General features: G+C 70.5%; 16 protein-coding genes. 10 read left to right on the plus strand and 6 right to left on the minus strand.

What is annotated here, in order from left to right:
- Positions 1-456: hypothetical protein (locus PPSIR1_RS39300; RefSeq protein WP_006976876.1), on the minus strand; the 456-nt coding region annotated here is incomplete at its 3' end.
- Positions 457-498: 42 nt separating this feature from the next.
- Complete coding sequence (locus tag PPSIR1_RS47120) at positions 499-966, minus strand: RNA recognition motif domain-containing protein (RefSeq protein ID WP_006976877.1); 468 nt, start codon at positions 964-966, stop codon at positions 499-501.
- Positions 967-1495: 529 nt separating this feature from the next.
- On the opposite strand from PPSIR1_RS47120, the gene PPSIR1_RS39310 reads away from it, so the two are divergent.
- On the plus strand, positions 1496-2287 hold the full coding sequence (locus PPSIR1_RS39310) for a thioesterase II family protein (RefSeq protein ID WP_045117653.1): 792 nt from the start codon (positions 1496-1498) through the stop codon (positions 2285-2287).
- 12 nt (positions 2288-2299) lie between these two features.
- On the opposite strand, the gene PPSIR1_RS45175 is transcribed toward PPSIR1_RS39310, so the two are convergent.
- The gene (locus PPSIR1_RS45175; protein ID WP_006976879.1) at positions 2300-2929 is read right to left on the minus strand and encodes a hypothetical protein; all 630 of its coding nucleotides are present in this window, start codon (positions 2927-2929) and stop codon (positions 2300-2302) included.
- Positions 2926-3246, minus strand: coding sequence for a hypothetical protein (locus tag PPSIR1_RS45180; protein WP_157596450.1), 321 nt, complete (start codon positions 3244-3246; stop codon positions 2926-2928). Before PPSIR1_RS45180 ends, PPSIR1_RS45175 begins: the two co-directional genes overlap by 4 nt.
- Before the next feature lie 177 nt (positions 3247-3423).
- On the opposite strand from PPSIR1_RS45180, the gene PPSIR1_RS39325 reads away from it, so the two are divergent.
- Positions 3424-4419, plus strand: a complete 996-nt coding sequence (locus PPSIR1_RS39325) for a LysR family transcriptional regulator (RefSeq protein ID WP_045117654.1) — start codon at positions 3424-3426, stop codon at positions 4417-4419.
- Between the two features lie 41 nt (positions 4420-4460).
- Here the strand turns inward: PPSIR1_RS39325 and PPSIR1_RS39330 are convergent, their stop codons facing one another.
- Positions 4461-6380 (minus strand): type VI secretion system Vgr family protein, encoded by a 1920-nt coding sequence (locus PPSIR1_RS39330; RefSeq protein ID WP_157596451.1) that lies wholly within the window; start codon positions 6378-6380, stop codon positions 4461-4463.
- 120 nt (positions 6381-6500) lie between these two features.
- Between PPSIR1_RS39330 and PPSIR1_RS39335 the strand changes: the two genes are divergently transcribed.
- From PPSIR1_RS39335 to PPSIR1_RS39350, 4 genes are read left to right on the plus strand one after another with little or no spacing between them, the layout of a single operon-like run.
- Positions 6501-6983: a DUF6484 domain-containing protein gene (locus PPSIR1_RS39335; protein ID WP_045117655.1), complete on the plus strand. Its 483-nt coding sequence runs from the start codon at positions 6501-6503 to the stop codon at positions 6981-6983.
- A gap of 44 nt (positions 6984-7027) precedes the next feature.
- On the plus strand, positions 7028-8380 hold the full coding sequence (locus PPSIR1_RS39340; RefSeq protein ID WP_006976884.1) for a hypothetical protein: 1353 nt from the start codon (positions 7028-7030) through the stop codon (positions 8378-8380).
- A 35-nt stretch (positions 8381-8415) separates the two neighbouring features.
- Positions 8416-10329: a DUF4150 domain-containing protein gene (locus tag PPSIR1_RS49835; RefSeq protein ID WP_232296626.1), complete on the plus strand. Its 1914-nt coding sequence runs from the start codon at positions 8416-8418 to the stop codon at positions 10327-10329.
- A 7-nt stretch (positions 10330-10336) separates the two neighbouring features.
- Positions 10337-11152 carry a hypothetical protein gene (locus PPSIR1_RS39350; protein WP_006976886.1) on the plus strand — a complete coding sequence of 272 codons (816 nt, stop codon included), beginning with the start codon at positions 10337-10339 and terminating at the stop codon, positions 11150-11152.
- Between the two features lie 15 nt (positions 11153-11167).
- On the opposite strand, the gene PPSIR1_RS39355 is transcribed toward PPSIR1_RS39350, so the two are convergent.
- A complete protein-coding gene (locus PPSIR1_RS39355; RefSeq protein WP_157596453.1) occupies positions 11168-11608 on the minus strand; it encodes a hypothetical protein in 441 nt (146 codons plus the stop codon).
- A 103-nt stretch (positions 11609-11711) separates the two neighbouring features.
- On the opposite strand from PPSIR1_RS39355, the gene PPSIR1_RS39360 reads away from it, so the two are divergent.
- The 4 genes from PPSIR1_RS39360 to PPSIR1_RS48860 form a co-directional block, all read left to right on the plus strand.
- Positions 11712-13121, plus strand: a complete 1410-nt coding sequence (locus PPSIR1_RS39360) for a TIGR01777 family oxidoreductase (RefSeq protein ID WP_006976888.1) — start codon at positions 11712-11714, stop codon at positions 13119-13121.
- A 100-nt stretch (positions 13122-13221) separates the two neighbouring features.
- On the plus strand, positions 13222-13476 hold the full coding sequence (locus tag PPSIR1_RS48855; RefSeq protein ID WP_157596454.1) for a hypothetical protein: 255 nt from the start codon (positions 13222-13224) through the stop codon (positions 13474-13476).
- Between the two features lie 196 nt (positions 13477-13672).
- A complete protein-coding gene (locus tag PPSIR1_RS39365) occupies positions 13673-14287 on the plus strand; it encodes an RNA polymerase sigma factor (protein WP_006976890.1) in 615 nt (204 codons plus the stop codon).
- The coding region (locus tag PPSIR1_RS48860) for a protein kinase domain-containing protein (RefSeq protein ID WP_006976891.1) at positions 14284-14597 on the plus strand (314 nt) is incomplete at its 3' end. The genes PPSIR1_RS39365 and PPSIR1_RS48860, both read left to right, overlap by 4 nt.

The following is a 14597-nucleotide window of genomic DNA, read 5'->3' on the forward strand; positions in this document are numbered from 1 at the left end:
CAGCTCGGCCTGCTCATCGCCTTCGCCCTCCACGGCGCGGGGCTGCGCGTGCGGCTCATCGGTCGCCACGCCGACAAGCTCGCGCTGTTTTGCGAGCACGCCGGCGAGACGAGCGAGGCCCTGCTCGAGGCCGAGGTCGATCCCCAGACCCACCGCAGCGCCTTCGTGGTCGAGGCCAGCGGGAGCCCTTCGGGGCTGGCCCTGGCGCTCGCCCTGGCCCGCCCGCGCGGGACCCTGGCGCTCAAGACGACCCTCGCCCACGCGAGCCCGGTCGACCTGTCCCCCGTCGTCGTCAACGAGCTGCGGGTGGTCGGCTCGCGCTGCGGAGACATGCGCGCCGCGATTGAATGTTTGGCGGCCGGCCGGGCCGATCCGCGCCCGCTGATCCGGGCCAGGCACGGCCTCGACCAGGCCGAGCGCGCGCTCGTCGAGGCGGGGCGCAAAGGGCGCACTCAAGGTGCTGCTGCGCTGCGCCCCCGCTTCGACGACCGCGAACGGCTAGCGCTCGGTCGCCAGGTCGATGCGGATCGAGCGGCCGTCGAGCTCCGTGCCGCCCAGCTCCTTCATCGCCTTGGTGGCGTCCTTGCGGTTCGCCATGGTCACGAAGCCGAAGCCCCGGGAGTCACCGGTGTCGCGGTCGGTGACGATCATCGCGTCGACGACGGCGCCGACCTTGGCGAACAGCTCGCGGAGCGAGTCGGACTCGGTGTCCCAGCTGAGACCGCCGACGAACAGCCGGCACGGGGGCCCGCTGTTGCCGCCCGCCTCGCGCTCCTTGTTGCCGTCGAGGGCCTGCTCGACGGTGGTGTCGAAGGCCGCGGTCTGGATGTCCTCGACCGATGCGATCTCGACGCCGCCGCCGCCCTCGAGCTTGCGCTGGCGCTTGCGCTCAGCCTTTTCCCTTGCCTTGCGAGCCTTCTCAGCCTCGCGCCGTCGTTTTCCCTGAGAGTGATTAACTCGACCCATCAAACGTTCTCCTTAGTTCACGTGCTCCACGCGGGCGGCCCCAGGCGCCCCATCGCCGCGTCGGAGCCCCCATGGGTCGCTCCGACGAGACAGACGAGACGGCCCGCGGCCAAACGCTCCGTCAGCGTCGCACTCGCCCCTTCCGACCCCGCGCCCCCGCGTTCACCATCCACCGCCCCAGGTTGAGCTGGGTGTGTCGCCGAACGTTGAGGTCAGTGCGGAGTGAGCTTGAAGCAGCGATCGTCTTGGTCTCCCGCGCCCGTGTGGTGCGCTCGTGACGAGAACCCGCGCGAGTCAGCGTCGAGTTCCTCGATCGGCCGCACCCTAGCGCATCTATGCTCGCGCCGCCACCGTCGTGCCAGTGGGCGGCGCGAGACCCCCTCCATGGGTCAGGTGCCCTTTTGGGGTAGCTGTGCACGAGCGCCCCTCGCTCACGCAGCGCCGAAATCGCAACTTTGCACCGGCACGATCCCACAAACGAAGGCGCAGCACCGCTTCACACCCTGATAAGCTGATCGCAGAGGATCCCATGCGCTTCGAGGACACACCCGAGCTGACCCAGACTTGGCTCGCCAGACCCCGCCCCGCTCCGCAGGCCACGACGCGGCTGATCTGTTTCCATCACGCGGGCGGCAATCCCTCGAATTTCCGGCCCTGGCTCCCCGATCTGCCCAATTCCGTGGAGCTGCTCGCGGTCCGTCTCGCCGGTCGAGATGCGCGCATGCGCGAAGCGCCGGCCACCAAGCTCGACGCGATCGTCGGGCCCCTCGCCCAGGCCATCGCGCCCCTGACCGCGGCCGGGCCCGTGCTCTTTTTTGGCCACAGCCTCGGCAGCTTGATCGCCTTCGAGACCCTGCGCGAGCTCCGGCGCACCGGCGCAAACATGCCCAAGGCCTTCGTGGTCTCGGGCCGCCGCGCCCCCGGCACGGGCCGCGCGCTGACTCTACACACGCTCCCCGATGATCAGTTCGTTCGCGAAGTGCAGCGGATCTATGGCGGCATCCCGGCGGTCATCATGCAAGAGCCGGAGCTGCTCGCGATGACCATCCCGGTGCTGCGCGGCGACCTGACCATCAACGAGACCTACAGCTTCGTCGAGGAGCCGCCCCTCGACGGCCTGCCCATCCACGCCATCGGCGGGACCGACGATCCCCACGTCATCCCCACCGAGCTCCAGGCCTGGAAGGCCCAGACCACCGGCGCCTTCGAGTGGGCCCAGTTCGACGGCGACCACTTCTATTTGGGCACGCCAGCCGGGCGGCGCTGGGTCATCCAGCGCGTCGCCAGGCTGGCGCGCATCGCCGCGCTCTCGCGGCGCTAGCTCGCTAGCTCGCTAGTAGTAGGCCGAGGGATCGACGGCGTCGAGCTTGGCCATCGCCTCCGCCCAGCTGACCGGCTCGGCGCCGCTCAAAGCCTCGGCGCTGGCCTCCCAGTGCGTGACCTTCCCGGTCACGCTCAGCTCCTTCGTCATGCTCATCGCCGCCACGTGGGCCTCGGACATCACGAAGGCGTACATGGACTCGGTGCTCGCCCAGATCCCCAGGGTGCGCTGGAAGCCGCAGTTGGGCTCGGTCGCGATGGCGTAGGCGATGAGCCCCGAGCTCGCGTCGTAGCCGTCGAGGGTCTCGGTCACCGACGCCGCGACGGCCCCGAAGGCCTCGAGGCGATCGGGCGGGACGAGGATCTGCGTGGAGTGGACGACGTAGCCGTCGAGGGCCTCGCCCGTGAAGCCCTGCTCGGGGTTGTAGCCGGGGCCGACCAGCGGGCGCAGCACGGTGAACTCGGGGTCTTCACAGGCGAAGAGGTCGGCCTCGCCGGTCTCTGAATCGTCATCCGAGTCTTCGTCCGCGTCGGTGCTCGTGTCGGTCTCGGATCGAGAGTCCGCGGGTGCGTCTTCGGGGGCGGTGCAGGCGAGGTGGGTGAGGGCGAGGCAAGCGAGGATCGATGGACTGCGTGGGTTCATGGCTGGGCTCCTGGCGAAGGGGGTTGGGCCAAGGCCGCGAACAACAATTCGTCGAACTCGCGGTCGAGGCGGTGGGAGTGGAAGTTGGTCTCGAGGCCGAAGGCGTCGACGGCGACGCGCTCACCGACCGCGGGCGCACCCGCAGCGATGACCGCCCAGCGCCGATCCCCGCCCTCGAGGCGCAGGTCGAGGTAGCGGTAGCTGCCCGCGACGACCACGGACTCGACCGTGGCCTCGAAGTGACGCAGGCCCTCGGGGACCTCTCCGTCGACCACGGGCTGAGCCTGGGCCTGTCGGGCCGGGCCAGAGCTGGGCAAGTCAGCGTTCACAGCGCCAGTCGCGCCGCTCTCTGCCGCCGCGCTGGATCCACAGGCCAGGCCGTGTAGAGCCAAGCAGAGCACGAATAGGCCGCACGATGGGGGAATGGAGCTGGGCACACCGACAGCTTGTAGACATCGTCAACATTCGTCTAAGAGATTGGGTAAATACATGGCATGCATGATTCGAATGCAGGAGCATCTGCCGATGTCGGCGCCGCCTTCGCCTTCGATCTGAACCTGCTCGCCTCCCTCGCCGTGCTCGTGCGCGAGGGCAACGTGACCCGAGCGGCCCGAGCGCTGGGCATCAGCCAGCCCGCGATGAGCCATCGCCTCGCCCGGCTGCGCGAGCGCTTCGACGACCCCCTGCTGCTCCCGAGCGGCGCGGGCATGCAGCCGACCGCGAGGGCCCTACAGCTCGTCGAGCCCGTGGCCCGGGGGCTGCTCGAGTTCGACGCCGCCCTGCGCAGCGAGGCCCGCTTCGATCCGCGCACCTCGACGCGGCGCTTCACCATCGCCTGCGCCGACTTCGGCGACTTCGTGGTCCTCCCCCGGGCGCTGAGCCGGCTGCACGCCGAGGCCCCGGAGATCGAAGTCCGCATGTGTCGACCGGGCCCCGAGCTCGAGCGCGGGCTCGAGCGCGGGCTCATCGACGTCGCGGTCCTCGGCAACCCCTGCCTGCCCGCGGCGAACTTCCGGCAGCGCCGCGTCCTCGACGGCCGCTTCGCGACCACGGTCCGGGCCGACCACCCCGCGGTCGGCCCGCGCATGGACCTCGACACCTTCGTCGCCCTCCCCCACCTGGCGATCGCCCCGAGCTCGGAGTCCGACTTTGGGGGCGTGATCGATGACGCCCTCGCGCGCGTCGGCGAGGCCCGCCGGGTCGCCGTGCGCGTGCCCTCCTACTCGACCGCGCCGCTGCTCGCGTCTCGCTCGGACCTGGTGCTCACGGCGCCCGTCGGCGTCATCCTCGAGGCCGCGAGCTTCGTCTCGTTGCGGGTCTTCGATCCGCCCCTGCCCATCCCCCCCAGCGACGTGCGCATGGTCTGGCACGAGCGCTGGCAGCGGGAGCCTGGCCACGCCTGGCTGCGCACGACCCTCGCGGAGGTGATGACGGGGCTGCACCGCTACGAGGAGCCCTTCGAGCCGGGGCTCGAGATTCGACGCAGCTAGCTCGGGCTGGACGAGCTCGAACTGGACTAGTTCGAGCTGGACTAGTTCGAACTGATCTTGGCGCCGTTGAGCACGATGTTGCCCGAGGCCTTGAGCGTCAGGTTCGAGCCCTTGACCAGGATGTTGCCGCCGCTGTCCATGGTCAGCGTCGAGGCGCCGCACTTGAGCGTGATCTTGTCGGCGGCCTCGATGTAGGTCTCCGCGTCCGAGGTGAAGTTCATGTTGTCCCCGGACGAGACCGTGCGGACCTTGCCGACGGTCTCCTCGACGTTGTTGCCGATGCTCTCTTTGCGGTCGTTGCCGATGTCGACGATCTGGTCGTGCCCGATCTTCTCGGTCTGATCGTTGCCGATCTCGTAGTGCTGATCGTGGCCGATGGTCTCGCGGTGATCGTTCTCGATCTCGACGACCCAGTCCTTTTGGCCGTGGACGTAGATTTCTTCCTTGTCCTTGGCGTCCTCGAAGCGCAGCTCGTTGAAGCCCTCGCCGCCCGGAGAGGAGTTGGTCCGCCAGCCCGTCTGGGTCTTGTTGTCCGGCAGCGAAAAGGGCGGCGGGTACTCGCCGTTGTAGACGCAGCCGGTGACCATGGGCCGGTCCGGGTTGCCCTCGAGGAACTCGACCACCACCTCCATGCCGATGCGCGGGATGAACTGCGTGCCCCAGCCCAGGCCCGCCCAGCTCTGGCGCACGCGGATCCAGCACGAGGAGTTGGCCGTGTAGGTGGGCTTCTCCTCCCAGTAGAACTGGACCTGGATGCGGCCGTGCTCGTCGGTGTGAATCTCCTCGCCGTCGGGGCCGGTGACGATCGCCGTCTGCGGGCCGTGGACCCGCGGCTTGGGGCTGGCGGCCGTCGGGCACAGGACCTCGGACAGGGGGACGCACTCGAACTCGTTGGAGTACACGCCCTTGGACTCGTCCGCGCTCGCCCCCGCGCTGGCGTCCTCGCCGATGTTGGTGTCGGCGCCGGAGTGGTTGACCCGCGTGATCAGGTAGGTGTCCTCGAGGTCGGCGCGCTCGGTGTTGACCAGGTCGAAGGTCAGCCCGGGGCGCATCGCGGTGCAGTTGCTCTGCCCGCGCAGCACCTTCATGGTCACCCGCGAGGCGTCGCGCAGATCGATGGCCCGATCGGCGAGGTCGTCGGCGATGTAGCGGCGCTGGCCGTGGGCGTAGATCCGCCGGTTGCGCCCGCGCTCGTCGGCCCCAGAGGCCGACTCGGTCAGCAGGTTGCGCGGGGTCATCCAGTCGAAGTCCCGGCGCAGCGTGTCCGTGGAGCTCAGCTGCCGCGTCCACTCGATGGCCTGGACCGACTCGACGTCGGCGAGGCTCTCGTTGACGACGATGACCGGCAGCTCCGGGGTCCCGTCGAGGTTCTCGATGGGCGAGTACTGGTCGTTGGCATCGCGCAAGGTCAGGGTCTCGACGCCGTCGTGGACGAACTCGTAGGACAGGCCCTCCTCCTGCAGCAGGCGCGTCACGAAGTCGAAGTCCGACTCGCGGTACTGCGTGCAGTAGTCCCGCGGGTCCGCGCCCCGGGAGATCGAGCCGACGTCGTGGCTGCGCCCGTAGTCGCCCAGGGCCGGGCCGAGCACCTCGGCGACGATGTCCTGCACCGACATCTTCTGGAAGATGCGCGAGTCCACCCGCATCTTGGCCAGCTCGAGGGCGGGGACGAGCTCGAAGCGGGCGACGAGGTTGTGGTTGTGGATGCCCAGGTACTCGACGCGGGCCACGACCCCGGTCAGCTCGCGCGTCTCGATCTCCCCTCGCCCGAGGGTCAGGACCGCGTCGGCGCCGAGCAGCGAGTCGGTGTCGGCGCTGTCGGACTCGGTCTCGGCGTCGATCACTGCGCGGTAGGGGGTGTTGAGCCCCTCGCCGATCCACACCCGCGTGACCTTCCAGGGCGCGCCCGCGTCATCGGAGAAGCGAAGCTCGTAGCTAGGGGGTGGCAGCGTAATTTTCACGGCGGCGCTCCTGTCGACCGCGCGGACGCTCGCGGGCGACGGCGGCAGGATACCGACGCAGACCTGAGACCGCTATGCTTTCCGGAGTCGCGCTGGTAGATTGGCGGCCTCGTGACGAAGATGGCAAAGACGAGCACCCGAGCTGGAGTCGTGCACGCCCGCGTGGGCCACATCGTCGCGTGGACCAGCGACGAGCCCGTGCTCGTCGACTACCCCGGCAACCCGGGCGGGCCCCAGCCCGCGCGCAGCGTGGTCGAGCTGAGCCCCGATGCGATCACCGCCGCCATCCGCGACGGCCGTGGCGTGCTGCTCAGCTTCGAAGACGGGCGCCCAGACGCACCCATCATCACCGGCCTGCTCCAGCCCCTGCCCTCTCCCGAGGTCGAGGTCGAGCCCGACCAGGCGCGCATCGAGGGGGTCGACGAGGCCCTCGTCGACGGGCGCCGCGTGGTCCTCGAGGCCGCCGACGAGATCGTCTTGCGCTGCGGAAAGGCGACCATCGTCCTGCGCCGCAACGGCCGCGTGGTGATCCGCGGCACCTACGTCGAGACCCGCTCCAAGGGCGTCAACCGGGTCAAGGGCGGCTCCGTCGAGATCAACTGAGGTCGATTGGGCGAGGGCCAAGCGCGAGCGGACGGAAGACGGCGATGACCGCGCTGCTTTGGGACGTCCAGCTCGAGTACCTCACCGAGGCCGAGTTCACCTTCGAGGCCTGGGAGCGCAGCCTCGACTCTCCGAGCTTCACCCTCCGCGAGGTCCACGAGGGCCCGGAGGCGCGGCTGCGCGCGTACATCCGGGGCCTATTGGTCGGTGGCGAGCCGGTGCTTCAGCGCCTCGTCCTGCCGATCTTCGACGCCCCCGACGAGGACCGCTTCAAGACCGCCGCGGCCACCCTCGCGGCCGCCTCCTCCCCCAACCTCGACGCCCGCGCCCACGCCCTCGAGACCATGGCTCGGGCCGGCAAAGAGGGGCTGTGGGGGCTCGTGCGAGGCTTCCAGCACACCAACCGCAAGGGCATCGGGCGGCTCCTCGCCACGGGCCTGGCCGAGTGCGAAGGCTCCGCCCTCGCCGGCCGCCTGGAGGCCCTCGCGCCCCGGGGCCTCGACCCCAAAAAGCGCCTCGTCGCCTGGCTCGGCGACGGCGACCCCCAGGTCCGGCGCAGCGCGGCCATGCTCGCGCGCAACACCGCCTCGGCCGCGGCCATGCGCGCCCTCAACGAGCTGGTGCGCGACGACAGCGAGCCCGAGGTGCAGCTCGAGGCCATCGAGACCGCGCTGGTCCGCGGCCTCCCGGGCTCGTGGCAGGTCGCCAGCGGCCTCGCCCTTGGGGCCAAGGCCGGCGACGCGCACCGCCGCCGCGCCCTCGCCTGGCTCGCCCTCCAGGGCGACGCCGAGGCCCACGCCACGCTCATCGCCGAGGTCCGCAAGGCCCCCGACGCCGACGGCCTGTGGGCGGTCGGCCTGACCGGGCGGCCTGCCGCCGTCGAGCTGGCCGTCGAGCTCCTCGACGACCCTCGCCTCGCCCGCGTCGCCGGTGAAGTCCTCGCCTTCGTCGCGGGCCTGCCCCTCGACGACAAGCGCTGGTGGCTCGACGACGGCGCCCGCGGCCTCGTCGGCGCCGACCCCGAGGAGGCCCTCCCGCCCCTGGCCAAGGACGACCTCGACGCCAACCTCGTCCCGCCGGTGGAGCTCGAACTCCACGGCCCCAACCCGAAGATCATCCGCCGGTGGTGGTCCGGGCAGCGCGAGCGCCTCGAGGCCGACGGGCGCTACCTTTGTGGCCGTCCCCTCGATGGGCGTCGGCTGCTGTGGGGCCTGCGCGAGCTCCCGACCCGCCGGCGCCACCCCCTCGCCCTCGAGCTGGCGCTGCGCTCCCACGGCACCCACGGCGTCGACACCCGCGCCGCCGCGCGCACCCAGCTGGCGACCCAGGCCAAGCTCGGCCCCCAGCGCGAGGCCCTCGCGGCCATCGACTGCCAGTCGGGCCTCCCTCTGCTCTAAACTCCCCCAGTCTCCCCTTCGGAGCGCACGACGCCATGGCACTCACAGTCTTCACCGAAAAGATGGGCTTTTGGCATCGCGGCAGCGCGGGGATCGGCGTCGCGCCCCTCGACGTGTGCAAGTCCCCGCCGCCGGGGCCCGTGCCCATCCCCTACACCAACTTCCTCAAGGCCGCCGACCTCATCAAGGGCAGCAAGACGGTCTTCATCGACGGCGAGCCCACGGCCCTCGAGGACTACTCGGAGACCTCGACGAGCACTGGCGACGAGGGCGGGACCCTCGGCGGCTCCGTCATCACCGGCGTCATCAAGGGCAAGGGCTTCTTCATGGTCTGGTCGATGACGGTCTACATCGAGGGCAAGGGCGTCGCCCGCCACGGGGACATCATGGGCCAAAACAGCGCCTCGGCCCCGCCCTCGACCCAAAACGCCGGCGCCGTCAACCAAGCCAACAACCCGACCGCGCCCGAGCCCGCCCCCGTCGCGGCCCAGCGCGCCGCCCGGACCAACGTGCTCGAGGCCACGGGCCCCGGCGACTCCGAGGCCAAGGAGCTGATCCCCTGCGACTTCGAGCGCGTCAAGATCAGCTGCGGCCACGAGGACGGCAAGCGCAAGGGCAAGTTCATGGAGTTTTGGTACTCGGGCCAGATTGAGGACAACCTCAAGAAGGGCACGGCCCAAAACCCGATCACCACCAACATCCAGCTCGTCGCGGGCGTCATGGGCAAGGGCGCGGACAAGCTCAAGGTCGAGCTCGTCGGCGGCCCCGGCTACAACTGCTCGAAGAACCACCCGCTGATCGTGCTCACCGATCGCAGCGACCCCTCGGCCAAGCCCGTGCGCAAGCAGGGCGAGCCGGCGGTGACCTTCGAGGTCAACAGCAAGTTCGTCGAGCCCCCGCCGGCGCTGTGGATGAGCCTGCTGGCGGTCATCCACTACTACTGGTTCTCGCCCAAGACGACCCGCAGCTACTTCCTCGAGATCGAGTCCTGCGGCGTGCTCGCGGACCTCAGCTACGGCTTCCGCAAGCTCTCGCGCACCGTCGAGGTGTTCTCCTCGGACATCTGCAAGCTCGGCTTCGAGCTTCCCGCCGCCATCAAGCGCGAGAAGCAAGACGGCATGATGCTCAAGAGCCCGCTGCTCCACGACTGGGAGGACAAGGAGACCGACTGGGACAAGGGCGAGGGCCTGGCCTCGGCGGGCAAGAGCTTCACCTTCGAGAAGAACGGCGAGGACTTCTCGTCCAAGCTCAAGATCGGGGAGATCGTCGCCGCGCTGATCGCCGTGCGCAAGGGCATCGCCGCGGTCATGGACACCATCGACGGTCTCCAGGCCGGCGTGAAGCCGGTGTGCGAGGTCGAGTTCTTCTCGGGCGCCCTCTCGGTCGAGTGGGGCTGCAAGGAGTGGAGCGACCAGCGGGTCTATCGCTACTGGAAGGTCGAGTCCTCCCTGACCCTGCTCAAGGCGACCATCGGCGTCGCCGCGGGCATCAAGTTCTTCGAGGACAGCTGGTACGCCGTCGTCGGCGTGCTCGAGGGCACGGTCACCGGCGAGATCAAGTTCGCGTTCTCGATGGAGTCCAACCCCGACGAGGCCGAGCCGCCCGCCGTCACGACCTCCGGCGAGTGCACCGGTCAGATCAAGGCCACGGGCCAGCTCGGCAACCGCTGGCTGTTCGTCGAGGGCCTGATCAAGGCCTCGATCTCCGCCGAGGGCGCGTTCAAGATCCAGTTCAAGGAGCCCTTCACCCTCGACTACAAGGTCGCGTGGAGCGGCATCAAGTTCGAGGGTCAGGTCTACTCCAAGATCTGGGGCTCGGTGGGCGTCGACCACACCCTCGTCAAGGGCAAGACCCTCAGCGAGGGCACGCTCTTCGACCCCAAGGCCCCCGCCCCCGCCGAAAAAGCGCCCCCCAAACGCTCCCGCCGCCGACGGCGACGCAGGAATTAACAGCACCATGGCCAGCAAGGTCTTTTACGTCGAGATGCAGGTCGAGGACTGCGCCTGCGCCATCACCCTCAACGGGGCCCCGCTGGTCGATCGCCGCGGCCGGCCGCCGGGGAGCTTCAGCGCCAACATGCCGGTGAGCGAGTGGGTCGTGTCCGGCGACAACACACTCGGCGCGCAGATCGTCGCCGTCGGGGACGCGCCGCGGCTGTCCGCTCGCTTGCGCGAGGGCCAGCTCGGCCAGGACCCCAACGCCGACGCCGATCCCATCCTCGGGCAGTTCGAGCTGACCGTCCCCGACGCCCCGGACTCGCCGCTCTCGCCCCGGGCCATCCTCGACGCCGGCGCGCCCATCGAGCTCGAGGCCGTGGCCGCGGCCCAGCACGGCTGGGGCCAGTGGTACTGGGAGACCGCGCCGGTGTTCGGCAACGATCGGCGCAGCCGCCAGGACCTCCTCGACTACCTCACGGCCATCCACGGGACCTTGAGCTCGGGCGCCATCGATCCCTTCCTCGACACCTGCCGGATCAAGTTCAGCGACATCGCGCTGTGCTACGGCCCCGCGCTCCCGGCGATTCGCCAGGAGTTCGGCCAGGCCTTCAACCACATCCGCGGCCAGCCCAAGTTCCGCCTCGCGCCCATCGACCCGCGCAGCGTCGACTTTCGCGTGCACTGCGACCACCGCGTGGTCGAGCCCGTCGACCGCGAGACCGGGGCGCCGGCCATCCGCGAGCACGAGGACGTCGGCGGTCTGGGCTGGGCGCTGCCCCTGATGATCGGGCGCCTCGACGCCTACCGCAGCGACCAGCTGGCGATCATCCGCTGAGCCAAACAGGCGAGCCTACTCGCACGAGCACTGCGCCGGGGGCTCGTCGCTCATCTCGCAGGGCTCGAAGCCCACCGGCGGCCACTGGCAGCCCGACTGCACGTCGGCGATCTCGACGCCCTCCTCGACGCTCCGCCACACCCGTCGGATGTCCCCGCCCGCGCACTCGTCCGCGGAGCCGATGATGTGGCACAGCCCGCCGACCGTCGGGCTGGCGCAGCTCTCGTCTTCGACCACGTAGGTCGAGGACTCGAACCATCCGCAGGTCTGATACTCCCCGCTCGCGCCCAGGCAGGCCTCCTCCGTGCTCGCCTCGTGGCACGACAGCGAGCCGCCCGACTCCGAGCCGCCCTCCCCTGCCTCGCCCTCCGACTCCCTCGGACAGGCGGTCGAGAGCGGGAGCATCAGCGCCAGGCATGCGCAGGCGCGCGCGAGTGGGTGCGGGGAGCGGAGCATGGGGCGAGCATGCCCCGGCGCCCGCGGCTCCGTCACGGAGTGTTTGCTCGACCCTGCGCGCGACGCGTTGACATTCCCCTCCGCGGCGAACACAACCCAAGCGATGGCCAGCACCACCCGCTTCGAACAGCGCAGCCCCATGCCGGTCTCAGCCGCGGAGCTGTTCGCGTGGCACATGCGCCCCAAGGCCTTCGTGCGCCTGACCCCGCCGTGGCAGGACGTGCGCCTCGAGGTCGACCCCGGGCCCATGCGGGTCGGGGCCGAGCCGATCATCAGCGTGCCCATCGTGGGCCCCTTCCGCAAACGCTGGCACGCGCGCATCACCGAGATCGACGAGGGCGCGGGCTTCGTCGACGAGCAGGTGTCGGGGCCCTTCGGCTCCTGGCGCCACGCCCATCGCTTTGAAGCCGACTCCAGCGTCGGGGGCACCGAAGACCGCTGCGCCCTCGTCGACCGCGTCGACTACCGCCTCCCCTTCTACCCCTTTGGCCAGGTCGCCGCCGGGCCCATCCGCCGCGACCTCGAGCGGCTGTTCGCCCATCGCCACCGACGCACGCTCAGCGATCTGCGGCGCCACCTCGACGACGGACCGCGCGACGCCGAGGGTCGCCCGCGCAGCCTCCGGGTCGCGATCACCGGCGCGAGCGGCCTCGTCGGCACCCAGCTCGAGGCCTTCCTGTTCACCGGCGGCCACGAGGTCCGTCGCCTCGTCCGCCGCGAGCCCGCCCCCGGCAGCAACGAGTTTTGCTGGGACCCCGCCGCCGGCACCGTCGACCCGGCCGCCCTCGAGGGGGTCGACGCGGTCGTCCACCTCGCCGGCTCGACGGTCAACCAGCGCTGGGACGCCGCCGGGAAGGCCAGCATCCTCAACTCCCGGGTCCAGGGCACCACGACCATCGCCGAGGCCATCGCCGCCATGGACACCCCGCCCGCCGTGCTCGTCTCGGCCAGCGGCACCGGCTACTACGGCCACCGCGACGCGATCGTGGGCGAGGACGCGCCCCAGGGCGAGGGCTTCCTCGCCGAGGTCGCGGGCGCCTGGGAGGCCAGCACCGCCGCCGCCAGCGAGGCCGGCGTGCGCGTCGTCCGAGCGCGCCTCGCCGTGGTCCTCACCCCCGCTGGCGGCGCGCTCGAGCAGATGCTCGGCGTCTTCCGCATGGGCCTGGGCGGCCCCCTCGGCGGCGGCCAGCAGGGCTTTAGCTGGGTCAGCCTCGACGACGCGATCGGCGGGATGTACCGGGCCATCTCCGACGACCAGATCCGCGGCGCCATCAACCTGGCGGGGCCCGAGATGGTCACCCAGCGCGAGTTCGCCAAGACCCTCGGCTCCGTGCTCGGCCGCCCGGCCTTCTTCCCCGTGCCCGCCGGCTTGCTGCGCGCGGCCCTCGGGGAGATGTCGGCCGCCCTGCTCGAGGGCGTGCGCGCGACCCCGGACACCCTGACCCGCGTCGGCTACCGCTTCGAGGCCCCGACCTTGCGCGACTGCCTGCGCCAGGGCCTGGGCCTCGCGTGAGCTGACGTGCGCCGGCGGCCCTACGCCGGCCAGGCGAACTAGTTTTGGCGACAGAGAGCTCGGCGAAAAGACCAAGCGAGGTGTCGTGAGGACTTCTCCGATGTCCTACCGAGAAAGGCAGCCCGATCTCTTCGACCACGACACGATCAACCTCGAGGGCGACGCGCCTTACGACGCCGACGCCGGCGAGCCCGTGTTCATCGACGATCTTCGCCGGCGCTGGTTCGTGTCCGCGAGCACGCGGATGAAAAAGACCGTGGCCTTGCTGCGAAACAACGAGCCGAACAGCTCGGGCGTGACGACGTGGACGACTCGTGGGTCGACGGGCCCAAGGTCCCGAAGATCCGCAAGGTGATCCTCGGCGGCGTCGAGGTACTCCTGGACGCCTGACTGGTTTGCGCGACACAGGGGCGAGCCCGTCGGCCGACCCCCGATCCCCCGACCCCCCGACGGGCTCGCGCCCGCCTCCCGGCGACGCGCCCTCCCCTCTCCGATCGTCGCGCGAGGGGCAGGTCGTGCCCAACGCTCACCAGTCTCGTACAATCGCCGCCATGCCGAGCGACGCCGAGCTCTACCTCGCGTGGACCCAGGGCGACGCCGGTGCCGGCGAGGCGCTGTTCGAGCGCCACTACGAGGGCGTCGCCCGCTTTTTTCGCAACAAGGCCGGCGACGACTGGCCCGAGCTGTGCCAGCGCACCTTCTTGACCTGCGTCGAGGCTGCGCCCAAGTTCCGCCAAGCCGGCAGCTTCCGCTCCTTCCTGTTCGGCATCGCCTATCGCACGCTGTACCGCTTCTACCGCGAGCGCGCCTACCAGCGCGACCGCCTCGACTTCGAGCTGCGCTCCGTCGAGGACCTCGACCCCAAGGCCAGCTCGATCGTCGCCGCCCGCGAGGAGGAGCGGCTGCTGCTCACGGCCCTGCGCCGGATCCCCCTCGAGTACCAGGTCATCCTCGAGCTCCACTACTGGGAAGAGATGAGCGCCAAGGCCTGCGCCGAGGTCCTCGAGATCCCGGTCGGGACGGCCAAGACGCGGCTGCGGCGGGCCCGGCAGCTGCTCGAGCGACAGCTCGCCGCGAGCGCGGAGTCCGAGCAGGTCCTGACCCGGACGATGTCGGGCCTCGACACCTGGGCCCGCAACCTCCGCGCCCAGCTCGAGCGCGCATGAAGCAGGAACTCGAGCGCGGCCTCGAGCAGGCGGGCAAGCGCGACGCCGGCTTCGAGACCCGGCGTCAAAAACGAATGATCGCGGCGGCGGTGTTCGGTCGCAAGCCGCCGCCGACGATGCTCGATCGCTACACGGTGATCCGCGAGCTCGGGTCCGGCGGGATGGGCACGGTCTACCTCGCCTACGACGACCAGCTCGACCGCCGCGTCGCCGTCAAGCTGCTGCGAGGGCGCGGCGCGGCGCCGGAGGCCCAGGCTCGGCTGCAGCGCGAGGCCCAGGTCATGGCCCGGCTCTCCCACCCCAACGTGGT

Origin of the sequence: Plesiocystis pacifica SIR-1, from assembly GCF_000170895.1 — a bacterium.
GTDB classification, from domain to species: Bacteria; Myxococcota_A; Polyangia; order Nannocystales; family Nannocystaceae; genus Plesiocystis; species Plesiocystis pacifica.